Source organism: Alterinioella sp. (assembly GCF_058343375.1).
Genome location: NZ_JBTUJH010000010.1, coordinates 1 through 21,191, shown reverse-complemented (window position 1 = coordinate 21,191; position 21,191 = coordinate 1). Strand labels below are relative to the sequence as shown.

18 protein-coding genes and 1 pseudogene are annotated in these 21,191 nt (G+C 62.5%); 10 read left to right on the top strand and 9 right to left on the bottom strand.

Annotation, left to right across the window (positions count from 1 at the left end):
* From ACW8PS_RS01950 to ACW8PS_RS01940, 3 genes and pseudogenes are all read right to left on the bottom strand, one after another.
* Positions 1–843: pseudogene (locus ACW8PS_RS01950) on the bottom strand (calcium-binding protein); the annotation flags it as partial.
* Positions 830–2,146 carry a glycosyltransferase family 4 protein gene (locus ACW8PS_RS01945; RefSeq protein ID WP_491525574.1) on the bottom strand — a complete coding sequence of 439 codons (1,317 nt, stop codon included), beginning with the start codon at positions 2,144–2,146 and terminating at the stop codon, positions 830–832. The pseudogene ACW8PS_RS01950 and the gene ACW8PS_RS01945, both read right to left, overlap by 14 nt.
* A gap of 8 nt (positions 2,147–2,154) precedes the next feature.
* A complete protein-coding gene (locus ACW8PS_RS01940; protein ID WP_491525573.1) occupies positions 2,155–3,534 on the bottom strand; it encodes a hypothetical protein in 1,380 nt (459 codons plus the stop codon).
* A gap of 140 nt (positions 3,535–3,674) precedes the next feature.
* Here ACW8PS_RS01940 and ACW8PS_RS01935 point away from each other — a divergent pair, with 140 nt between their 5' ends.
* Complete coding sequence (locus ACW8PS_RS01935; RefSeq protein ID WP_491525572.1) at positions 3,675–4,868, top strand: glycosyltransferase family 4 protein; 1,194 nt, start codon at positions 3,675–3,677, stop codon at positions 4,866–4,868.
* On the opposite strand, the gene ACW8PS_RS01930 is transcribed toward ACW8PS_RS01935, so the two are convergent.
* Positions 4,837–5,523 carry a sugar transferase gene (locus ACW8PS_RS01930; protein ID WP_491525571.1) on the bottom strand — a complete coding sequence of 229 codons (687 nt, stop codon included), beginning with the start codon at positions 5,521–5,523 and terminating at the stop codon, positions 4,837–4,839. The genes ACW8PS_RS01935 and ACW8PS_RS01930 overlap by 32 nt on opposite strands.
* 940 nt (positions 5,524–6,463) lie before the next feature.
* On the opposite strand from ACW8PS_RS01930, the gene ACW8PS_RS01925 reads away from it, so the two are divergent.
* From ACW8PS_RS01925 to ACW8PS_RS01915, 3 genes are all read left to right on the top strand, one after another.
* Positions 6,464–7,771: an HlyC/CorC family transporter gene (locus ACW8PS_RS01925; protein ID WP_491525570.1), complete on the top strand. Its 1,308-nt coding sequence runs from the start codon at positions 6,464–6,466 to the stop codon at positions 7,769–7,771.
* A 171-nt stretch (positions 7,772–7,942) separates the two neighbouring features.
* Positions 7,943–10,351: a GcvT family protein gene (locus ACW8PS_RS01920; protein WP_491525569.1), complete on the top strand. Its 2,409-nt coding sequence runs from the start codon at positions 7,943–7,945 to the stop codon at positions 10,349–10,351.
* Positions 10,348–10,932, top strand: coding sequence for a nucleotidyltransferase family protein (locus ACW8PS_RS01915; RefSeq protein ID WP_491525568.1), 585 nt, complete (start codon positions 10,348–10,350; stop codon positions 10,930–10,932). The genes ACW8PS_RS01920 and ACW8PS_RS01915 overlap by 4 nt, the downstream gene beginning before the upstream one ends.
* 93 nt (positions 10,933–11,025) lie before the next feature.
* Here the strand turns inward: ACW8PS_RS01915 and ACW8PS_RS01910 are convergent, their stop codons facing one another.
* Positions 11,026–12,780 (bottom strand): Hint domain-containing protein, encoded by a 1,755-nt coding sequence (locus tag ACW8PS_RS01910; protein ID WP_491525567.1) that lies wholly within the window; start codon positions 12,778–12,780, stop codon positions 11,026–11,028.
* Positions 12,770–12,928: a hypothetical protein gene (locus ACW8PS_RS01905; RefSeq protein WP_491525566.1), complete on the bottom strand. Its 159-nt coding sequence runs from the start codon at positions 12,926–12,928 to the stop codon at positions 12,770–12,772. Before ACW8PS_RS01905 ends, ACW8PS_RS01910 begins: the two co-directional genes overlap by 11 nt.
* 1,087 nt (positions 12,929–14,015) lie before the next feature.
* Between ACW8PS_RS01905 and ACW8PS_RS01900 the strand changes: the two genes are divergently transcribed.
* Positions 14,016–14,177 (top strand): TfoX/Sxy family DNA transformation protein, encoded by a 162-nt coding sequence (locus tag ACW8PS_RS01900; protein ID WP_491525565.1) that lies wholly within the window; start codon positions 14,016–14,018, stop codon positions 14,175–14,177.
* 78 nt (positions 14,178–14,255) lie between these two features.
* Here ACW8PS_RS01900 and aroB read toward each other — a convergent pair whose 3' ends face one another.
* Together aroB and ACW8PS_RS01890 are read right to left on the bottom strand one after the other, a co-directional pair.
* Complete coding sequence (aroB, locus tag ACW8PS_RS01895) at positions 14,256–15,392, bottom strand: 3-dehydroquinate synthase (RefSeq protein ID WP_491525564.1); 1,137 nt, start codon at positions 15,390–15,392, stop codon at positions 14,256–14,258.
* Positions 15,389–15,955, bottom strand: coding sequence for a shikimate kinase (locus tag ACW8PS_RS01890; RefSeq protein WP_491525575.1), 567 nt, complete (start codon positions 15,953–15,955; stop codon positions 15,389–15,391). Before ACW8PS_RS01890 ends, aroB begins: the two co-directional genes overlap by 4 nt.
* A 102-nt stretch (positions 15,956–16,057) precedes the next feature.
* Between ACW8PS_RS01890 and ACW8PS_RS01885 the strand changes: the two genes are divergently transcribed.
* From ACW8PS_RS01885 to ACW8PS_RS01865, 5 genes are all read left to right on the top strand, one after another.
* Complete coding sequence (locus tag ACW8PS_RS01885; protein WP_491525563.1) at positions 16,058–16,195, top strand: hypothetical protein; 138 nt, start codon at positions 16,058–16,060, stop codon at positions 16,193–16,195.
* Positions 16,185–17,678 carry a hypothetical protein gene (locus ACW8PS_RS01880; RefSeq protein WP_491525562.1) on the top strand — a complete coding sequence of 498 codons (1,494 nt, stop codon included), beginning with the start codon at positions 16,185–16,187 and terminating at the stop codon, positions 17,676–17,678. The genes ACW8PS_RS01885 and ACW8PS_RS01880 overlap by 11 nt, the downstream gene beginning before the upstream one ends.
* A complete protein-coding gene (locus ACW8PS_RS01875) occupies positions 17,675–18,601 on the top strand; it encodes a tyrosine recombinase (protein WP_491525561.1) in 927 nt (308 codons plus the stop codon). The genes ACW8PS_RS01880 and ACW8PS_RS01875 overlap by 4 nt, the downstream gene beginning before the upstream one ends.
* A gap of 69 nt (positions 18,602–18,670) precedes the next feature.
* Entirely contained in the window at positions 18,671–20,257 is a 1,587-nt protein-coding gene (locus ACW8PS_RS01870; RefSeq protein ID WP_491525559.1) for a GMC oxidoreductase, read from the top strand.
* Positions 20,254–21,009: an SDR family oxidoreductase gene (locus ACW8PS_RS01865; RefSeq protein WP_491525558.1), complete on the top strand. Its 756-nt coding sequence runs from the start codon at positions 20,254–20,256 to the stop codon at positions 21,007–21,009. Before ACW8PS_RS01870 ends, ACW8PS_RS01865 begins: the two co-directional genes overlap by 4 nt.
* Here the strand turns inward: ACW8PS_RS01865 and ACW8PS_RS01860 are convergent.
* A partial coding sequence (locus ACW8PS_RS01860; RefSeq protein WP_491525557.1) for a WecB/TagA/CpsF family glycosyltransferase occupies positions 21,000–21,191 on the bottom strand: 192 nt, incomplete at its 5' end. The two genes, ACW8PS_RS01865 and ACW8PS_RS01860, sit on opposite strands and share 10 nt — an antisense overlap.

Here is a 21,191-nt window from a genome sequence, read left to right as displayed (position 1 = left end):
GTAATTCGCGGCGATCAGCGGATGCACGGTTGCGGGCAGATCCAGCACCGGTGGGGCCTCGTTGAAGATCGCGGCATAGCTGATCAGGGCGGCCAGAAAATACAGTGTCGGCGTGCCATGCGGCGCGTCATCGGAATACAGATCGGTGGCCGGGATCGCGGCCAGCGGGCTATCGGTAAAAAGCCCGGCCAGAACCGAGGCGGTGGGGATCAGACGGATATCAAGCCCCGGGCGCGCCTCTTGCAGGATATCCACATAACGCAGGAACCAGTCGTGATACGCGCCTGCATTGAACGCATGATAGCGGCGCAGATCGCGGGCCGATGGCGGAAAATCACCCGCGATCAGGGCCATATCCGACCAGCCTTCATAAATGAAGAACCGCGCCAGGGGGGCCTGAAACCCGGTCCAGTCAAACACCCTCAGCGTGGTCGAAACCGGGCTGAGACCTTCCGGGTTATCCCAGGCATAGGGGTTTTCGGGGGCCTCATCCTGAATGAAATTGCGCGGGTTCAGAATGATGGTGTTGAAGCCCGCGCGGCGAAACGCCATCACGTCCGGATCCCAGGCCGATGGCACCTGCGCGAAGGACCAGTTCGGCTCGGGCGGCAAGCCTTCGGCAAATTCGGGGCCGGAGCCAAAGACACCGTCAACGCTCACCCCATGGCCGCCGGCGCGCGCCAGAAGATAGAGCCAATGCGGCATCGTGGTTTCATCGCTGCCCGAGACATGGTTGATCAGGGAATTGCCAAAGATGAAGGCCCGAACCTCATCGCCGCGCGCCATGCCAATCGGCGCGAACCACAGCAACAGGACCAGCCAAAGCGATTTACTCAGCGGCATGGGCATCCTCCTGAGCAAGATCCGCAAGCGGATCGGGTTTGGTCGCGCGTTGCCCCAGGACCCATTGATAAATCTGTGAAATCTGTTCCGCCTTTCGCGCCCATGTATAGGCAAGCGCAACCTCAGCCCGCGCCTGCATGCCTGCGGCAGCCACATCATCGGGCGCATCCGCCAGCCGGGTCAGCTCAGCGCGAAACCCCGCGATGATGGCTGCCCGATCGCCCATCGGCACTTTCCAGCCGGCACCGCGCGCCAGCAATTCGGCGGGGCCTGCGTAATCGACGATCAGGCTGGCCAGCCCCATCGCCATCGCCTCCAGCACCACGCCGCCGCCAAATTCGCGGATCGAGGGGAAGGCCAGCAATGATGTGGTTGCGGCCACATCGCGCACATCGCCATGTGCCAGCCAGCCATGAAAGGTGACGCCGGGCAGCCCTTCGGCGCGCGATTTGAGCGCTGGCAACAAGGGGCCATCGCCGATCATCTCCAACTGCATGCGGCCCGCGTTCAGCAAGGGGCGCGCCGCCTCCAACAACATGTCCGGGCCTTTATAGGGAACCATGCGGCCGATGAAGCAGGCCCGCAGCGGGCCGCCCCGGGCAGGTGCCGCCACATGTGTAAACCGTTCGGGATCGACCGCGTTTTCCGGCAGGTAGATGGTTTTCGCACCCATCCCGGCAGGCAGTTCCGCGCCCGTATGGCGCGAGCCCGCGATGATTGCGCTGGCATGTTTCAGCATCCGTTTGCGCCCCGGCAGCGCCTTATAGGCACCACGAACATAGCTCAGCCATTCGCGTTCCTGACGCCGTTCGGCGTCAAATTCACGCGGCCATGGCACACCGCCATTCAAGGGGCCAAGCACGAAAGCCACGCCGGCCCGGGCGCATCTGGCGGCCAGCGGGCTGGAAATCGTCGGCGATAGCGGCGTTACCCGGTGCACGATGTCGAACCGCCCGGCCCGCAGATCAGGGCCGAATTTGCGCCAGACCAACCGCTCGAAATACGGATAGGACAGCGCGTTGATGGCTTGCAGCGTGGTCCAGCCCTTGCCTTCGCCCATCCTGAGCCTGGCCCCGAGCGCCCAGAGCGGCCGCGCGATGGCCTCGGAATCAATCGCCGTGAAATCGACGCCTTCAACCAACCCGGCCCGCAAGATCGCCTCACGGTTGCGGATCTGCGTCACCAGATGCACCTCGGCCACGTCGCGCAAAGCCCGGGCCAGCGACCAGCCGATCAAAGGCACCGACACCCATTCCGGGTTGGCGGCCTCGGCAATCAGCAAGATGCGGGGTTTGTCGGTCATGGCCTGCCTCATAACACGGTCTGCAACGGCGCGGGCCTTGCCCGGCGAGCAATTTGTGCCTGCTCGGAATAGCCCAGTAGCGCCCCGGCAAAAAGCCAGGTCATCGGGGTGATGGTGGCATTTGGCAAAAGATCCAGCACATTGACCGCCAATATCAGCGCAACGCCGCCAAGAAAGGGCGGGATCATGCCGCGCCGGGCACCGGTGGTGCGCCGCCAGACCAGAAAGATCGGCAAGGTCAGCAAGCCAAACTCGGCCAGAAACCCAAGCCAGCCGAACACGCCGATGGTGATGATCCAGCGGCCATCGGTTGTGGTCAGGATCTCGCCGGCGCTGTTGAAAATCTGGTTGCGCCCCCACGATCCCCAGCCAAACAAGGGCCGCTCCATCGCGCGATCAAACAGCACGTTTTCATTGTCCAGCCGGAATTGCAGCGAATTGGCGCGATCGGGGTCGATCCGTTCCGCCGCCGTCAGCATCTGCGCCTCGGGCACCAGATCCGCGCCCTTCAGCGCCGGATAGGCCAGCGCCAGAACCACCAGAACCATGGCCAGATGCAACTGAACCCGCACCGTCAGAAAGGCGATGGCCGGCGCGAAAGCAAAGCCGTAAAGGATCGAGGCTACCGATTTGCTCAGCACCAGCACGACAAGCAGATAAATGGCGCAAACCCACCAGGCGACGGCGCGGCGCGAGGGGTCCGAGCGGGCGATGGTGACGGCGGCCAACAGCGTCGTCATCACCAGAAACGCGGCCCACAGCCCGTGATACAGAAAGACGATCGCCCGGAAACCGCCCTGGCGGATCATCTGTTCGAAACTGTGCTGGAAATAGCCATAGACCCAGATATTGATCTGCGGGCTCAGACGGATCTCCAGCAATATCGGCAGCGAATAGATCATGCCACCGATGAAGATCGCCCATAGCAGATCCTTGAGGTCGCTCTCGGTGCGCAGGAAATTGCGCGCCAGCAGCATCGGCGAAATCAACAGGGCCTGTTGCACCATCAGCGCCACCGCCTCGCGCAGGCGCAGCGCCGGCAGCGCATATTCGCCAAAATAGACCGGGTCCATATTGGTCAGCACGGTGAAAAGCGGGCTGGCGATGAACAGGGTCACCAGCAGTTTGGCAACCGGGTTTTCCGGCAGGAACTTGAGGCGTCCGCGATAGATCACAATAGACGCCAGGACAGCCACAAAACTCGGGATGGTCTGCTTGGTCAAGGGCGGCATCAGCGGAAAATCGAACCCTGCGGGCGGTGGCGGCAAGATCAGATAGGCCGCCAGAAGGCTGGCAATCAGCGCACGCCCCGGGGTCAGCCTGACGAACAGCCAGACCGAGATCACCGGCCACAGAACCAGCATCAGGGACGCGAACGCATTGGGCATGAGGCTGCCTGATTAACCTTTCCGATCCAACGTCATGTTTATGCCCGGTTTCCCCCCTAAGGGGGGGGCAAGCCGATCCATATCGGCAAGTTACGGCAGAATTATGCCCCTGACAGGGGCGCAGGGCCAATGAGGGTGCGATGGCGGGCGGGCAAGACACAGAGTTGAAGATCGCCTATCTTTGCGATTTCGACCCGTCCGATCCGACGCATTATTCGGGTGGAAATGCCGCAATGGCGCGCGCGCTGCGCGCGCAAGGAAATGACGTTACCGTCATCAGCCAATCCTGGGGCCTGGCCGAACCGCTGCGCCGCGCCGTCTTGGGCGCCCCCGAAGGCCTGAGCATCCGTGCCCGCTGGCGCCTGCATCTGGCGCTGGCACATATGATTGCGCGCCGGGTGCGCGCCGAGCTGGCGCGAGACCACTATGATGTTCTGTTCTGCGCCTATTCCTTTCATTCGCTGTCGCGGCTTTCGCTGCCCTATCCGATGGTCACGGTCTTCAGCTCGGATGCCACGCCCACGATCTACAAGGCCTCCGCTGTCGGGCAAAGCTTCGGCTCCTGGTTCGCGCCGTCCCGGCTGCTCGATCCGGCGATTGAGCGCGCCGAGCGGCGGGTGTTTGGCGGGCTGGACCTGGCGCTGTGGCCGTCTGATTGGCTGACCGGCGCGGTCAACACGCGCTACGGGCTGGACCCGGCCCGGTCGCGCACCATCCCCTGGGGGGCGAATATCGAAGATCCCGGCCCCGCCCCCCCTGCCGCCGCAATCGGGCCCGGCCGCCCGGTGGAAATCCTGCTGGTGGGGCGCGACTGGAATGCCAAGGGCGGCGAGATCACGGCCGAAACGGTGGGTTTGCTGCGCGCGCGCGGCATTGACGCCCGTCTGACCGTCATCGGTTGCACCCCGCCCGATACCATCCGCCGCGAAGCGCTGATTGTTCACCGCTATCTGGACAAATCCGACCCGGCGGATCTGGCCGTGCTTCAGGCTGCGTTTCGGGATGCCCATTTCCTGCTGATGCCGTCCTTTGAAAGCTATGGCTTTGCGTTTTGCGAGGCCTCGGCCTATGGCCTGCCCTCGCTGTGTCTGGATGCCGGCGGCGTGCCGGTCTGGAACGGGGAAAATGGCCACGCCTTGCCGATCGGAGCGACGGCGGCTGATTTTGCGGCGCTGGTGCAGCGCTATATCGACACCCCGGCAGCCCACGCAGCGCTGTGCCAGAGCGCGCGCCGGGTCTATGAGCAGAAACTGAACTGGGATGCCTGGGGCCGTGCTGTCACGCGCGCAATGCACGGGGCTGTCACTGCCCGGTGCCGCGCAGAACCACGCTGACGGTGCGCCACAGCACCCGGATATCGGTGCCAAAGGACAGCTCCCGGAAATAGGCCTGATCGAACCCGGCGCGTTCATGAAAGCTGCTGTCATTGCGCAGCGAGATTTGCCAGAACCCGGTAATGCCCGGACGCATCACGTAATATTCGGTGCCAGGATAGAGCGCGCGCTGATTGCACATCATCGGGCGCGGCCCGACGATTGACATATCGCCCATCAAAACGTTCCAAAGCTGTGGCAGCTCGTCCAGCGATGTGCGGCGCAGAATGCGGCCAAGCCGGGTGATACGCGGGTCATTCTTCAGTTTCTGATGCTTGTCCCATTCCGCCCGTGCACCGGGGTTGGCCGCCAGATAGCCTTCCAGCACCTCATCGGCCCCCGGCACCATGGTGCGCAGTTTCCACATGCCGAATACCTGCCCGTTCAGCCCAACCCGTTCCTGACGATAAAACGGTGTTGCGCGTTCGCGCAGCATGATCAGCAGCGCAAGAAAACCAATCACCAGAGCCGCTGGAATGGCGGCCACGCAGACCAGAGCAATATCGAACGCCCGCTTCAGATGCCGCCGATAGGCCCCGGCAAGATCTTGCCGGGCAAGCGGAAACAGGGCATGGGGTGCCCTGCCTTCGGAATAGAGGCCAAAACGCTCATACATGACGTGAACCCCTCCTTGGGGCCGCGCCCGAAAAATCGGGCACAATGACACACGCGCTTCCTGTCCAGCCCCCGCGACTCCAGCGGCTGGTTTTCGAAGTCATTATTTTTTGGGTGCGAACCGGCGCAGAGCAGTCTGCCGAGTTCTTCGGATGCGATCTTGCCATCCCCACCAACGCGACACCCGGGCGGGGTGGCAGCCCCGGATTTCCCATTTGTCACGAAGTCATGGCGCAATCAGCGCTTTCGCACGGGTCCAGATAAGCATTTGTGACGTATTTTCGTCAATTGAAGGTTACGCAATACAACCATGGCGTGTGTGCACAATCTGGATGATATCACCTTGATTAACGGAGATAAAATGCGTCACGAGGCATCAGATGATGGCATGAGGCGTTGCCCAGACGTCGCCTGTTTGTTGCGTATTTGGAAACGATTTAGCTTTTATTGCCAACCTGTCGAAAAATTAAGCCGAAGACCTGTCCATTTGGACAGGTCTCAGCGGCGAGATCAGGGCTCGGCTGGCTATTGAGACGCCAGGCATTGCACCTGTTGGCGGCCTCTGGCGATTGTGGCAAAACGGCGCCGCGGCTGTGACAAGACCCGTGCAAGAAACAGATATTTTTTTGAAACGCAACAATCGCACACGCATAGGTTGCGAAAATTCCGGCGACAAAGCCATATTTCGGCTGAAATTGTGCAAAATCCGGCAAATTGCCGCCATTACATGATTCGGATGATGCGCTTGAGTCTGACTTTCGATTGAACGCAAACACCCGCAAAATATGGCAATCCGATCCGCAATCGGCGGGCGGCGAAGATGCGCGTTGGCGGCCACATTTCGGCCCTATTCCGCCCAGCGCCGCTTGATCCCGGCCATACTGGTGCCCATAACGCTGGTATTATCTCATTTCAACACCCTGATCATAGCCGGAGACCCCATGTCGGACCTCGACCCCATGTTAGACGCCTCGTTCTGGATTACCGCCGGGGCGATCATTTTGCTGCTGGTGCTTTCGGCCTTTTTCTCTGGCTCGGAGACTGCGTTGACAGCGGCCTCACGCGGGAAATTGCGCGCACAGGCTGATCGTGGTGCAATAGGGGCCGCGCGCGCGCTTTATCTGACCGAGGATAGCGAGCGTTTGATCGGCTCGATCCTTTTGGGCAATAATCTGGTCAATATCCTGGCCGCCGCGTTGGCAACGTCGCTGTTTACCCGCGCCTTTGGCGAAAGCGGGGTGGTATTGGCAACGCTGGTGATGACCACTCTGGTGCTGATCTTTGCCGAGGTGCTGCCCAAGACCTACGCCATCACGCGCCCCGAAGCTGCCGCGGCCGCGGTATCACGCATAATCAAGCTGGTGATCCTGGTCTTTTTTCCCGTCGTGGCCATGGTGCAGGTTCTGGTGCGCGCGATCTTGCGGCTTTTCGGGGTTCAGACCGATCCCGACAGCGCGGTCCTGTCTGCCCGCGAGGAAATCGCAGGGGCCATCACGCTCGGTCATTCCGAAGGTGCGGTGGAAAAGGATTCGCGCGACCGGCTGCTTGGCGCGCTCGATCTGGGCGAGCGCACGGTTGAAGAAATCATGCTGCACCGCTCCAACATCGAGATGATCAACGCCGATGATGCCGGCGAAACGATCCTGAGCCAGTTGCTGCATTCGCCCTATACCCGTCTGCCCGTCTATCGCGGCGACCCCGAAAACATCATCGGGCTGGTTCATGCCAAGGATGTCCTGCGCGCCATGGACCGGCTGGTGCGCGGCCCCGACGCCTCGGCCGCCGGGCTGGCGGGGTTTTCGGTGACCGATGTGGCGATGAAGCCCTATTTCGTGCCGGAAACCACGACGCTCGATGATCAGATGCGCCAGTTTCTGCGCCGTCATACGCATTTTGCATTGGTGGTCGATGAATATGGCGCGTTGCAGGGATTGATCACGCTGGAGGATATTCTGGAGGAGATCGTGGGCGAGATCACCGACGAGTTTGATGTCGAGGATACCGCTGATCTGGCCCCTGAACCTGATGGCGGCTATCTTGTGGATGGTGGCATGACAATCCGCGATCTGAACCGCGCCGCCGAATGGAACCTGCCCGATGACGAAGCCAATACCGTTGCGGGGCTGGTCATGCATGAGGCGCAGATGATCCCTGAAATAGGCCAGGTGTTCAATTTCCACGGCTTTCGATTTGAAGTGACCGCGCGGGCGCAAAACCGGTTGACGCAGCTTAAAGTTCGTAAGTTGTGACGGGTTGAGGGGGATCGCCGCGCTTGCGCGTCGATCCGTGCGAGGGGTTTCACCCCTCGCGCTCCCCAGAGTATTTTCACAAAGAAGAAGGAGCGATGTCGGTTTCTGACTTGCGAGGTGGAGAATGCTGGTCCCTGAATGGCCGGAACCGGGTTTCGAAAGGAAGTGGCAATGAAAGCGCATGTGCAGGTCTGTGTCATTGGCGGCGGGGTGGTCGGGTGTTCGGTGCTGTATCACCTGACCAAACTGGGCTGGAGCGATGTGGTGCTGCTGGAACGCTCGGAGCTGACCTCGGGGTCGACCTGGCACGCGGCAGGCGGGTTTCACACGCTGAACGGTGATACCAACATGGCCGCGCTTCAGGGCTACACGATCCGGCTTTATCGTGAATTGGAAGAATTGACCGGCATGTCCTGCGGCCTGCATCATGTTGGCGGCATCACGCTGGCCGACAGCCCGGAACGGTTTGACATGCTGAAGGCCGAACGCGCCAAGCACCGGGTCATGGGGTTGGAGACCGAGATCCTGGGCCCCGAAGAGATCAAGGCGATTGCGCCGATCACCAATGTCGAGAACGTGCTTGGCGGGCTTTACGACCCGCTCGATGGGCATCTCGACCCGTCGGGCACGACGCATGCCTATGCGCGGGCCGCCAAAATGGGCGGGGCCGAGATTGCGCTGCATACCCGTGTGCTGGAGACCAACCCGCGCCCCGATGGCGGTTGGGATGTGGTGACTGACAAAGGCACCATCCGGGCCGAACATGTGGTCAATGCGGGTGGGCTATGGGCGCGCGAAGTGGCGGCAATGGCGGGGTGCTACCTGCCGCTGCATCCGATGGAGCATCAATATCTGGTGACTGAAGACTTGCCCGAGATTTACGAGCGCGACGCTGAACATCCGCATGTGATGGATCCGGGCGGCGAAAGCTATCTGCGTCAGGAAGGGCGCGGATTGTGCATCGGCTTTTATGAAAAGACCTGCAAGCCCTGGGCGGTGGACGGCACGCCATGGGAGTTTGGTCATGAGCTGTTGCCCGATAACTTGGACAAGGTGGAGGCATCGATCGAGTTTGCCTATCGCCGCTATCCGATCCTGGAGCGCGCCGGCGTGAAATCGGTGATCCACGGGCCGTTCACCTTTGCCCCTGATGGCAACCCGCTGGTGGGGCCGGTGCCGGGCCTGCGCAATTATTGGTCGGCCTGCGGCGTGATGGCGGGATTCAGCCAAGGCGGCGGCGTTGGGTTGACGCTGGCGCAATGGATGGTCGAAGGCGAGCCCGAGCGCGATGTCTTTGCCATGGATGTGGCCCGGTTTGGCCGCTGGATCACGCCCGGCTATACCCTGCCCAAGGTCGTCGAGAATTATCAGAACCGGTTTTCCGTGACCTATCCGAATGAGGAACTGCCCGCAGCCAGGCCCAACAGGACCACGCCGGTCTATGACATTCTGGATGCGATGGGCGCGGTCTGGGGTCAGCAATACGGGCTGGAAGTGGCCAATTATTTTGCGCAGCCAGGCGAGCCGCGCCATGAGACGCCCAGTTTCCGCCGCTCAAACGCCTGGGACGCAACCGCGCGCGAGGTTGCAGCCGTGCGCGGGGCCGTGGGCATTAACGAGGTGCAGAATTTCGGCAAATATCTGGTATCAGGCGCGGGTGCGCGCGATTGGCTGGACCGGATCATGGCCGGGCGCATTCCGGGGCCGGGGCGGATCAGCCTGACACCGATGCTGGCCCCGTCAGGGCGTCTGATTGGCGATTTCACGGTTTCCTGCCTGTCCGAGACCGAATTTCAACTGACCGCCAGCTACGCGGCGCAGGATTTCCACATGCGCTGGTTCGATCAGCATGGGCAGGAAGGTGTCACGGTCGAAAACATCTCGGACCGGCGCACCGGGTTCCAGATTGCCGGGCCGCGGGCGCGCGATTTGCTGGCCAAGGTGACGCGCGCCGATGTCAGCGCCGGGGCGTTTCGGTTCATGGATGTGAAACAGCTCTCTGTCGGGCTGTGCGATGCCATCGTGCAGCGCCTCAGCTATACCGGCGATCTGGGTTTTGAGATCTATGTCGATGCCCTGCAGCAACGCGCCCTGTGGCATATCCTTTGGGATGCGGGCCAGGAATTCGGCATCCGCCCCTTTGGCATGCGCGCCATGATGAGCCTGCGGCTGGATCGTTTCTTTGGATCCTGGGGGCGCGAATATTCGCCCGATTACACCCCGGCAGAAACCGGCATGGACCGGTTCGTCAGGCTGTCGAAAGGTGCCGATTTCATTGGCCGGGCAGCGGTGGAGGCCGCGCAGATCCCCGACCGCAAGCTCTGCGCCTTTGTGGTTGAGGCAGGCGAGGCGGATGTGATCGCCTATGAGCCGATCTGGCTGGAGGGAAGCGTGCAGGGGTTCTGCACCTCGGGCGGCTATTCGCATCATGCGCAGAAATCGGTCGCCCTGGGATTTGTGCCAACAGATCGCGCCGTGGACGGGCTGGAGGTGGAGATCGAGATCCTGGGCGAGAGGCTGCCAGCCCGGCTGGTCACCGAGCCGCTGTTTGATCCCGATGGCCGCCGGATGCGCGGATGAGCCCCGATACCACGATCATCTTGCTGGCCGCGGGGGCGTCAGCGCGCATGCGCGGGGCCGATAAACTGTTGGAACCTGTGGGCGATGCGCCCCTGTTGCGCGTTATGGCGCGGCGGGCCCAAAAGGCCGGCCCGCTGCGGGTGGTTTTGCCGCAGGGTGATGCGGCACGGGCGCAAACCCTGGAGGGTCTTTCCTGCGAAATCGTGACGCTGCCCAAGGGGCAGGATATGAGCGCCTCGTTGCGGGCCGGAGTGCAGGGGCTGGCCGGTCCGGTCCTGATTGCGCTGGCCGATATGCCCGAGGTGACAGCCCATGACATGCATCTGATGATCGCGCTTTCCGCCCAGGCCCCGCGGGCGATCTTGCGGGCAGCAACGCGGGACGGGGTGCCGGGCAATCCGGTGCTGTTTCCGGCCGATATGCTGAGCGAACTGCAGGCCATCAAAGGCGACAAAGGCGCGCGCGACCTGCTCAAACGCCATGGCGCGCGGGTTCATCTGATCCCCCTGCCCGGTAAAAACGCGCTGACCGATCTGGATACGCCCGAGGATTGGGCCGCCTGGCGGGCGACACTGCCATAAAAAAGGGGCGACACCCTTGCAAGGTGCCGCCCCGTTTCGGGTCCGGGGTTCGGGATCATGCCCCCAAGCCCCCCGCCCCGTATCCCTGCTGCATTACTGCACGATGAGACGTGCTTCGTGACTTTTCAGAACCTTGCGCGCCGCCACATAGGCATCGCGGCCTTCGGTTTCGCGCAGATCGGGGAACAGCTCGAAGATTTCGTTGCGCTGCGAATTGCCCATACCTTCCAGGGTCATGTCGCCGGGCTGGAAGCTTTCAGTCCAGGCCCCGTCGGCCAGAACGACCTCGTGGCGGTCAAACATGAAGTGGATATAGGTGGTGCGCAGCGTGTCCATCCACTGAACGCCACTATGGTTGACCAGATGCTTGGCCGCGACCAGAACTTCGCTTTCCTCGAAATAGAGCGCGGTGCGATCATTGGCCACCAGCATACGGTGCTGCGGGCTGACCAGCATGTCGCGTTCGGGCAGATTATCCCCCAGAGACCCGGCCTTGATCAGGATCGGGCGCAGATGCGGCGCGCGGCGCAGCTCGGCGTGGTTCATGGTCTTGGAGCCGACCCAACGGATTTCCTGAATACCATTGTCGCGGGTGATGATCTTGTCACCGACGCTCAGGCTTTCCACCAGCACTTCGCCACGCGGCGTCGCAATGCGCGAACCGGGGGTAAAGCAGGGCACGATATTCTCGATTTCTTCGAATTCCATGGTGCCGATGACGTTGGCGGCATCATAGCCGTTGCCATCATAGAAGGTCACGGTGCCGTTTTCCGCGTTGTTCGGATCCAGTTCCACCCGCAGCGGGCCGGACCCGGTCAGGTCGAGCGTGTCATAATCGTCGCCGGTGCCGGAGCCGTCGACATAATCGCCGGCGTTGAAGCCACCCTCGAACACGTCACGATCCGCGCCGCCTTCCAGGCTGTCATTGCCCTGACCACCGATAATGGTGTCATTGCCGTCACCGCCATGGATGGTATCTTCGTCAATACCGCCATCCAGCAGGTCATCACCGGTGCCGCCATGGATGAGATCATCATCATCTTCGCCATAGATGGTGTCATTGCCGGCACCGCCGTCGATCGTGTCCATGCCATTATCGGGGACCGCATCGGGGCCGAGCGGATTGCCGTCAGATCCGTCATCGGTGATGTTTACCGAGTCGGGGAAGCCAGGCCCAAGGCCGCCATAGACGACGTCGTCGCCTTCGCCAGCTGAAATCGAGTCGCTGCCTTCGCCACCAATAATGGTGTCATTGCCGCCATCGCCAGAAATGGTATCACGGTCAAATCCGCCATCGATATAATCATCGCCTGCCCCACCTTCGATGTCATCGGCATCATCGCCGGTGTAGATCGTGTCGTTGCCGGCACCACCGGTAACGGTGTCCATGCCATCAAGGGGATCACCGTCGCTCGGATAGAGGCCGGGATAGCCAAGATCGGGCAAGGGCAAATTGGTCTCGAACCGGGTGTCGATCAGATCATCGCCATCGCCGCCATCGACCGATTCCTTGCCGTCACCGCCGATCAGCGTGTCATTGCCATCGCCGCCGATCAACGTGTCGTTGCCGCCCTCGCCCTTGACGACATCGTCGCCCTCTCCGCCATCCAGAATGTCATCGCCATCATTGCCGAACAGCGTGTCATCGCCCAGGCCCGCCAGAACCGTGTCATTGCCGGTGCCGGCCAGAACCACATCATCATTGGGGGCATGGCCGGGAAGAATCGCATCATCATTATCAATCCGGTCACCCTCGGGATCGCCCAGATATCCCAGATCAATCAGATCATCACCGGGCGTGCCGTCGACAACGCCGTCAACCGTGCCGGGGTTATTTTCACCACTCATAATATCTTCTCCTTAAATTCGCCGCGCCGAGGCACGCACCTTGCGCAGCTGTCCGGCGATCTTGTTCCAGTGAAGAGACAACGCCCTCAGCGTCACGCAAATGCGTGGCACCAAAGTCTTGCGTGATGGTCATGGTGACCTTGGTCATCGCACATCCCCTGGCGATCATTGTCATTACGATCCAACCAGCTGGCGATGACGTGAAGAACAGGCGGCGCACGGACGGGCCTGGGATGGGAACAAATGGCCGCAGGCAATTATTGCCATACGCAGGGGGCACACCTGGCAGGGTGTTCTCCCTCACGTGGTTCCGCACATATCGCGCGGCTCACATGCCACCTGCCAATCCATCCGACCGGCTGGTTTCGTGCGGCCGCCCCCGTGGCCTTCAGACATCGCCCCCCAGTTGGGCTGAGATATATTTACCCCGAGAAGGCCGTTCCAACAAAGCAAAAATTGTTCGAAACTTGGCAGCAATCAGCCCCAAGCAGGCTTGGCGAGGGCGAAACGCGACATTGCCTGAACGCGATTCACAGGCGATTGTTGCGGGAACCGTGACAATCGAGATCCTCTGGCCCTGAAACCGTATGCCGCTTATCCTTTTGAAATATAACCGGTTTCATGAGTAACCCACAGAGTTACCCACAGGCTGATTGTCGGCACGGGTTGGGGGATTATGGGTGATTGTTTACATATATAAAACAATGAATTGGTTCAAATATCGAAACACTCTGTTAGCCGTGGCAGCAGTATGGCGGCAGTTTGAGAGGATTGCCTTTTTTATAATCCGCCGCGAAACCCGGCTTTGGTTCCGCTGCGTGATCAATCGCGAACGAATCGCCGAATCGAGGCGGCCCTGGCTCTGCCCGGTCGGACCTGTCCATTTAGACAGGTTCGAAATGTATAAGGAATTTCTTTCGCCGGACAGCCCATGCCAGCATCACCGCGCCGCCACATTGTGATCTGCCATCGCGCCGCAAATGGTGCCCAGGCCAATGCCGGGCTTTTCGCCTGAACCGGCATCGCACTGCCCAACCCTTGCCATAGTTCCGTGCAAGCATCGCGTCAGGCAGCAAAGCAGAAATGAACCGGAGCAAAACGATGCCAAATCCAAAGCCCGCGCCAATACAGGCCCCTGAACCGACCGAACCGCAGAAGAAAGACACGCCAGTTGCCCTTCGAGATTGGGCCAGCATCTGATAGGCAGGCTTGGCCGCCCGAACAGGAGGCCCGCCATGCCCACAGATCTGACCGAAATTCGCAATATCGGCCCCGCCTTTGCCGAGGCGCTGATGCGCGCCGATATCACTGACGCCGCGACCTTGCGCGATCTGGGGGCCGATACCGCCTATGCCAGGTTGTTGCAAACCGGCGCGCGGCCACATTTCATCGGCTAAAGCACATCTCGGAATAGCTGCGGAAGGGTGTATCGCCGGGCGCGTTGAAATCCTTGATTTCAGGCAGCGTCAGGTGAGTCAGGTTTTCTGAGACCTGCGCCAACGCTGGCTCAGGGCATCCGACAGCAGCGCCAGAACAGCCTCTCGCGGCACATCTGCGGTGACGAACGCCGCGCCGATGCCACGCGCCAGAATGAACCGCAGCTGCCCGTCCAGCACCTTCTTGTCCTGCCCCATCAGATCCATCAGGGCGGTCGCCGATGGCAGATCCCCCGCAATATCGGACAGGTCGCATTTCATGTTCATCGCCACCAGATGGGCGCGCACCCGGCTCGGGTCTTCCTGCGCGGTCAGCCCAAGCCGGCAAGACAGCTCGAATGCCAAAGCGCAGCCGATCGCCACGCCTTCGCCATGCAGCAGGCGGTCCGAATATCCGGTCGCGGCCTCCAGGGCATGACAAAAGGTGTGGCCCAGATTCAACAGCGCACGGTCGCCCTGTTCGGTCTCGTCGCGCACCACGATATCGGCCTTCATCTGCACCGACCGGCGCACCGCCTCCAGCCGCAGGCCCGCATCACCCGCGGCAAGCGCCGGGCCATGGTCCTCCAGCCAGGCAAAGAAATCGGCATCGCCAAGCAGCCCGTATTTGACCACCTCGCCGTAGCCGGCCAGAAAATCGCGGGCGCTGAGCGTGCCCAGAACCTCGATATCGGCCAGCACCAGGACGGGCTGATGAAAGGCACCGATCAGGTTCTTGCCAAGGGTCGAATTGATGCCGGTCTTGCCGCCCACCGAACTGTCGACCTGCGCCAGCAGCGATGTCGGCACTTGAACAAACCGCACGCCACGGCGCAGGATGGCCGCCGCGAACCCCACCAGATCACCGATCACGCCACCGCCGAAGGCCACCACGATATCGCGGCGTTCGACCTTCTGTTCGAGCAGCCATTCCACCACCTGGGTCAGGAAAGGCCAGCTTTTTGTGGCCTCGCCCGGTGGCAACACCAACACCTCAGCGCTGATCCCGGCCGAAGCGAGCCCCGCCTCAAGTGCTGCAAGATGCAACCCCGCCACGCGCGATTCCGTAACCACGAATACCCGAGGGCGGTTCAAAAGCGGGCCAATTTCCGCCCCGGCGCGGGCCAACAGGCCGGGCGCGATGCGCACGTCATAGGCGCGCGTATCCAGGGCCACGTGAACTGTTGCCTCGCTCATGTCCTTGCCTCCAGCACGCCGGCCTGAAACAGGCAGTCCACCACCGCATCGGTGGTTTGCTCTATCGACCAGTCAGCCCGCGCCTGCACGGTGAATTCGGCCTGTTCATAGGCCGGCTCGCGCGTCTCGAGCAAGGCAGCAAGCGTCGCGTAAGGATCTGGCGTGCGCAGCAATGGCCTTGTATCCTTGTGACGCACCCGCGCCCAGAGCAGATCCAGATCGGCCTTGAGCCAGACCGAGGCCGCGCGCCCACCAATAAGCTGCCGGTTTTCCGCCGACAGCCAGGCCCCGCCCCCGGTGGACAACACGCAAGGCGGGCCTTCCAGCAGGCGGGCGATGATCTGGCCTTCCTTTTCACGGAAAAACCCCTCGCCATAGCGCTCGAAAATCTCGGAAATGGAAAGTTTCGAGGCCGTCACGATCTCGGCGTCCGAATCTTCGAACGCAACCCGCAGCCGTGCCGCCAGGGCCCGCCCAATGGCGGTTTTTCCAGCCCCCATCATGCCCACCAGAACCACCGTTCTGGTCAGTTTCAGCGGCCCCTTTGGCGTGGTTTCGCCCAATCCCAAAAAAAAACTTCTCCCGCTCTGGCGCAATTCGCCCTCAGATGGCTTATAATGAATTGAATGCGGCGGCAAACGTCGAAACAGGCAGGTTGGGGAAGAATGTTAAGGCGATTATTCAAGCTACTATTTGTGTTGGCGGTGCTGGCGGGCCTCTTCCTGGTGGCCTATGCCTATTCGGGTCTGATGCAGCCGCAAACCCGCGAGATGATCCTGCCGGTGGAACTGGATGACGATTAGGGCCGCTTGTATCGCCTTGATCCTTGCGGGTCCGGCATCGGCGCAGGAGGGTGACGCCCCCGGCTGGCTGTCGGAAACCATCCTGTCGCCCAACAGCAATATCGCCACCACCGCAACGCCGCAGGAAATCAGCGTCATGCCCATCGGCGCAGTGCAGATGGATGCGGTGGGGTTGCTGACGCCGATCCAGACCGGCCTGCCTGCCGATCTGTGGGCGCTATCGTCCTCTGCCACGCTGGCCAGCCTTTTCCGCGCCCAACCCTATGAGGGGCTGCCTGCGATCCAGTCCATGACCGCAATGCTGGCGCTGGCCGAAGTGAACCCGCCGCTGGATGCAACGGCTGAATCCACGCTTTTCCTGGCCCGGCTCGATCTGTTGCTGGAACGCGGCGCGATTGATCCCGCGCGCGCCCTGATGGAACGCGCCGGCCCGACGACGCCGCAGGTGTTTCGCCGCTGGTTTGATGTCAGTCTGCTGGCCGGTCAACCCGACCGTGCCTGCGCCGCCATGCGCGCCAACCCCGATATCGCGCCATCCTTTCCGGCCCGCATCTTTTGCCTGGCGCGCGGCGGCGATTGGTCGGCGGCGGCGCTGACGCTTGGCACTGGCGAGGCGCTTGGGTTCATCCCGGTCGAGGAAGGTGACCTGATCGCCCGCTTCCTTGACGCCGAGCTGTTTGAAGGCGAGCCGCCGCTGCCGCCCGATCCCGCGCCGACGCCGCTGCGCTATGAAATGCTTGCCGCAATCGGCGAACGTCAGGGGGCCGCGACATTGCCGCTGGCCTTTTCGCAATCCGATCTGGCCCCGACCGCCGGGTGGCGGGCGCAGCTTGATGCCGCCGAAAGGCTGGCCCGCAGCGGCGCGATCACCCCTGATCAATGGCAGATCATCTATACATCCCGCGTGCCCTCGGCCTCGGGCGGGGTTTGGGACCGGGTTGCGGCACTTCAGGCCTTTGACGTGGCCATGCTGGCGCAGGACCCGGCGGCCATCGCGCGCCTGTTGCCCGCCGCCTGGAACGCGATGCAGGAATCCCGCCTGGAAGTGCCCTTTGCCGAGGTTTATGCCGACCGCCTGATGCGCCTGCCCCTGACCGATGACACCGCCGCATTGGCACGCCGCGTGGCGCTGTTGTCGGAAAGCTATGAGCGCACCGCACAGCTTAACGTGCCGCAGACCGATGAGGAACGGTTTCTCTTTGCCATTGCCCGCGGGCTGCCGCCCGAGACCTCTTTGCGTGGTGCAATTCCGCAAATGGTGGCCATTGCCTTTGCAAGCGTCGACCTGCCGGACCGCTATCGGCGCCTGATCCGGGATGAACGTATCGGCGAGGCATTGTTGCAGGCAGCACTGGTGCTCAGTTCCGGCGATGGCGATCTCGACGATATGGGCGACGCGCTGCAACTGTTGCGCCATCTGGGGCTGGAAAGCACCGCGCGCCGGGCCGCGTTGCAACTGATGATCCTTGAACGCCCGCGATGAGCAGCGGCTGGATATCCCCGTTTCTCGAGGCCCAGGCTGCCGAACTGAATGCCGCCGAAAACACCCTGCTTGCCTATGGCCGCGACCTGCTGGATCTGGAGCGATGGCTGGCCGGAAAGACCAGCGATTTCGCCACCGCCACCCGCGCCCAGATCGAGGCCTATCTGATCCATCTCGAGGCCCAGGGCATGGCGAAATCAACCCGTGCGCGCAAACTGTCCGCGATCAGACAGCTTTACAGATTCGCCTATGAGGAAGGGTTGCGCGGCGACAATCCGGCGCTTCAGATCAAGGGGCCGGGACGCGACAAATCCCTGCCCAAGACCCTGACAATGGCCCAGGTCGATCAATTGCTGGAGGCCGCCGAGACCCATGGCCGCAGCGCCGGTGACCGGCTGCGCAACACCTGCCTGATGCAGCTGCTTTACGCCACCGGCATGCGGGTGACCGAGCTGGTATCGCTGCCGGTTGCCGCCGCGCGCGGCGATCCGCAGCTTTTGCTGATCCGGGGCAAGGGCGGCAAGGAACGCCTGGTGCCGCTATCGCCACCGGCGCGTGTGGCGCTGGCGGCATGGCTGGCGCATCGCGATGAGGTCGAGGAGGTCGCGCGCCTGGAAACCGGCACCAGCCCGTCGCGGATGCTGTTTCCCTCGCGCGGCAAGTCGGGGCATCTGACGCGGGTTCGGTTTTTCACGCTGATCAAAGAGATTGCGGTGGCCGCCGGGATCGCGCCCGCCGCCGTCACGCCGCACAGGATGCGCCACGCATTCGCCACGCATCTGCTGGAAAACGGGGCTGATCTGCGCGCCATCCAGACGCTTCTGGGCCATGCCGATATCGCCACCACCGAGATCTATACCCATGTGCTGGATGAGCGGCTGAAATCGCTGGTTCTGGAACGCCACCCGCTGGCAAAAGAGTGAATTCCCCCTGAAATTGCCGTAATTTCGCGCTAGGCACGGGGCAACGCCCCGGTGATGGGCTCTATCAGGATGGGCAGCACAATTTCCGAGCCTCTTGCAGATATTATCGCGCGCCATTGGGATGTGATCGTGATCGGCACCGGCATCGGGGGCGGCACTGCCGGGCGGGCCCTGGCCGAAGCCGGGCTGTCGGTGCTGTTCCTCGAACAGGGGCGCGCCGGGCTGCGGGCCGAGCAAACCGGGCTCGATACCGGCATGGCTGACCCGGTGGCGCGATCTGTGCGCGGGCTGTGGCCCGATCCGGTGGTGGCTGACGTGAACGGCCAGCGGCAGGAATTTTTCGCGCCGCTCGGGGCAGGTCTCGGCGGCTCGTCGGTGTTTTACGCCGCGACGCTGGAACGGCCTGAGCCGCATGATCTCGATGACAGCCTTGAGCGCCCGCACCCGACCGGCGGCTGGCCGGTCAGCTTTGCGGACATGCTGCCTTGGTTCGATGCCGCAACGGCGCTGTTTGCGCTGCATGGCGACCCGGACCCGTTGTCGGATATCCCCTGCCCGGCCCTATCGCCGCCCCCCCCACCGCAGCCCGGCGATGCGATGATCATGGCGCGCCTTGCCGCAAACGGCCTCAACCCCTACCGGCTGCATACCGCGCTGCGCTATCTTGACGGCTGCGCCGAATGCCTCGGCCATAAATGCCCGCGCGCCTGCAAGATGGATGGCCGCTCTGCCGGGGTGGAACCGGCGCTGGAAACTGGCCATGCGACGCTGTTGAGCGAATGCAGCGTGACGCGGCTCTGCCGTGATGGCCCCGCGATCAGCCGGGTTATTGCCCGCAAGGGGGATCAGGAAATTTCGCTGAGCGCGCGCCATGTCGTGCTGGCGGCCGGCGCGCTCTCTTCGCCGCGTCTGCTGCTGGCCTCCGCGTCCGAGGCCGACCCGACCGGCATTGGCAACGCGCAAGACCTGGTCGGGCGCAACCTGATGTTTCACCTCAACGAGATTTTCGCGCTGTGGCCGGGGCGCGCCGCGGGGTTTTCGGGGCCGTCAAAGTCAGTTGGCTTCCGTGACCTTTATTTCGCTGAAAATCAACGCCTTGGCATGGTTCAGGCAATGGGGGTCGATGTCGGCTATGGGGAGATTGTGCATCATCTGAGGGGCCGGGTAGAGCAGAGCTGGCTGCGCCATATCCCCGGCGCGAAGGGTGCCACCCGTATTCCGGCCGCGATCGGGGCCAGGCTGTTGGGGCAGGCCAAGGTTTTTGTCGGCCTGCTGGAGGATATGCCCTATGCTGAGAACCGCGTCACGCATGACGCCGCCAACCCGACGCGGATCACCATGAGCTATCGCATCGCGCCCGAGCTTCTGACCCGCCGCAAGATTTTCCGTCGCCTTATCGCCCGCGCCTTTCGTGGCCAGCGCACGGGTTTTCTGACGCATCGCCCGGAACCCAATTTCGGCCACCCTTGCGGCACCCTGGCGATGGGCCGCAGCCCGGCCAGTTCGGTGCTGGATGCCGCTTGCCGGCCGCATGGGCTGCGCAATCTCTGGGTCACTGATGCCTCGGTGTTTCCGACCTCGATGGGCGTCAACCCAAGCCTGACCATCGCCGCCAACGCCTTGCGCGTGGCCGCAATTCTGAAGGATGAAACATGAACGCACTGACCGATGGATGCGCGATTGTCACGGGTGCCGGCAGCGGGCTTGGCCGGGCTTTGGCGCTGGCGCTCAGCCAACATATGCAGGTCGCGGGGTTGGGCCGTCGCATGGGCGCGCTGGAGGAGACCGAGCGCCTGGCGGGAGGCAATTTCCTGCCCTTGCAGGCCGATATATCTGACCCGATGCAAGTGGCACAGGCCTTTGATACGGCACGCAATATCGCGCCCATTACTGTGCTGATCAATAATGCCGCCATCTATCCGCGGGTGGATTTTCTGGATGAAACACCGGGCAGCTTCATGCAAACCGTGAACATCAATCTGGGCGGCATGGTCACCTGCACCCGCGCCGCGCTGAGCGATATGACCGCAACCGGGTTTGGCCGCATTCTCAACGTCTCGACCTTCGCCGATCTGCACCCGGTGCCGGCATCTTCGGCCTATGCCGTCTCGAAAGGTGCCGCACGAATTTTCACCCGGGCGCTGATCGCGGATATTGGCGACCGGTTTCCCGATATCGTGGTCAATGACTGGATGCCGGGGATGCTGGCCACCGGCATGGGCATCAAGGATGGGCTGGACCCTGGGGCGGCGGCGCAATGGGGCGCAAAACTGGCGCTTTGGCATGACCGGAACCTGACCGGCACAATCTGGGAAATGGCGGCCGAGATCCCGCCCGCCCGGTCGCTGAAACGCCGCATCGCCGAGCGCGTGCTGATGCACCCGCGCAGCCGCGCGCGTCAGCTTTGACGCATCCGGAACGAGCGCCACAGATGGCCGGGCAATATGTCGGCCGCCCGGGCATAGCGCCCGATCATCCGAACCGGGTCCGACAGAATCCGCCAGGCCCATTCCATCGCGATCCGGCGCACCCATTGCGGGGCCCGCGCCTGCGTTCCCGACAGAAAATCCAGGCCCGCGCCGATTGAGGC

What these genes read in the sequence shown, in the direction of transcription:
- ACW8PS_RS01875 (WP_491525561.1), top strand. Translation starts at nt 17,675, where the DNA reads ATGAGCAGCGGCTGGATATCCCCGTTTCTCGAGGCCCAGGCTGCCGAA.
- ACW8PS_RS01880 (WP_491525562.1), top strand. Translation starts at nt 16,185, where the DNA reads ATGACGATTAGGGCCGCTTGTATCGCCTTGATCCTTGCGGGTCCGGCA.
- ACW8PS_RS01930 (WP_491525571.1), bottom strand. Translation starts at nt 5,523, where the DNA reads ATGTATGAGCGTTTTGGCCTCTATTCCGAAGGCAGGGCACCCCATGCC.
- ACW8PS_RS01915 (WP_491525568.1), top strand. Translation starts at nt 10,348, where the DNA reads ATGAGCCCCGATACCACGATCATCTTGCTGGCCGCGGGGGCGTCAGCG.
- ACW8PS_RS01920 (WP_491525569.1), top strand. Translation starts at nt 7,943, where the DNA reads ATGAAAGCGCATGTGCAGGTCTGTGTCATTGGCGGCGGGGTGGTCGGG.
- ACW8PS_RS01910 (WP_491525567.1), bottom strand. Translation starts at nt 12,780, where the DNA reads ATGAGTGGTGAAAATAACCCCGGCACGGTTGACGGCGTTGTCGACGGC.
- aroB (WP_491525564.1), bottom strand. Translation starts at nt 15,392, where the DNA reads ATGAGCGAGGCAACAGTTCACGTGGCCCTGGATACGCGCGCCTATGAC.
- ACW8PS_RS01945 (WP_491525574.1), bottom strand. Translation starts at nt 2,146, where the DNA reads ATGACCGACAAACCCCGCATCTTGCTGATTGCCGAGGCCGCCAACCCG.
- ACW8PS_RS01870 (WP_491525559.1), top strand. Translation starts at nt 18,671, where the DNA reads ATGGGCAGCACAATTTCCGAGCCTCTTGCAGATATTATCGCGCGCCAT.
- ACW8PS_RS01940 (WP_491525573.1), bottom strand. Translation starts at nt 3,534, where the DNA reads ATGCCCAATGCGTTCGCGTCCCTGATGCTGGTTCTGTGGCCGGTGATC.
- ACW8PS_RS01925 (WP_491525570.1), top strand. Translation starts at nt 6,464, where the DNA reads ATGTCGGACCTCGACCCCATGTTAGACGCCTCGTTCTGGATTACCGCC.
- ACW8PS_RS01885 (WP_491525563.1), top strand. Translation starts at nt 16,058, where the DNA reads ATGTTAAGGCGATTATTCAAGCTACTATTTGTGTTGGCGGTGCTGGCG.
- ACW8PS_RS01900 (WP_491525565.1), top strand. Translation starts at nt 14,016, where the DNA reads ATGCCCACAGATCTGACCGAAATTCGCAATATCGGCCCCGCCTTTGCC.
- ACW8PS_RS01865 (WP_491525558.1), top strand. Translation starts at nt 20,254, where the DNA reads ATGAACGCACTGACCGATGGATGCGCGATTGTCACGGGTGCCGGCAGC.
- ACW8PS_RS01935 (WP_491525572.1), top strand. Translation starts at nt 3,675, where the DNA reads ATGGCGGGCGGGCAAGACACAGAGTTGAAGATCGCCTATCTTTGCGAT.
- ACW8PS_RS01905 (WP_491525566.1), bottom strand. Translation starts at nt 12,928, where the DNA reads ATGACCAAGGTCACCATGACCATCACGCAAGACTTTGGTGCCACGCAT.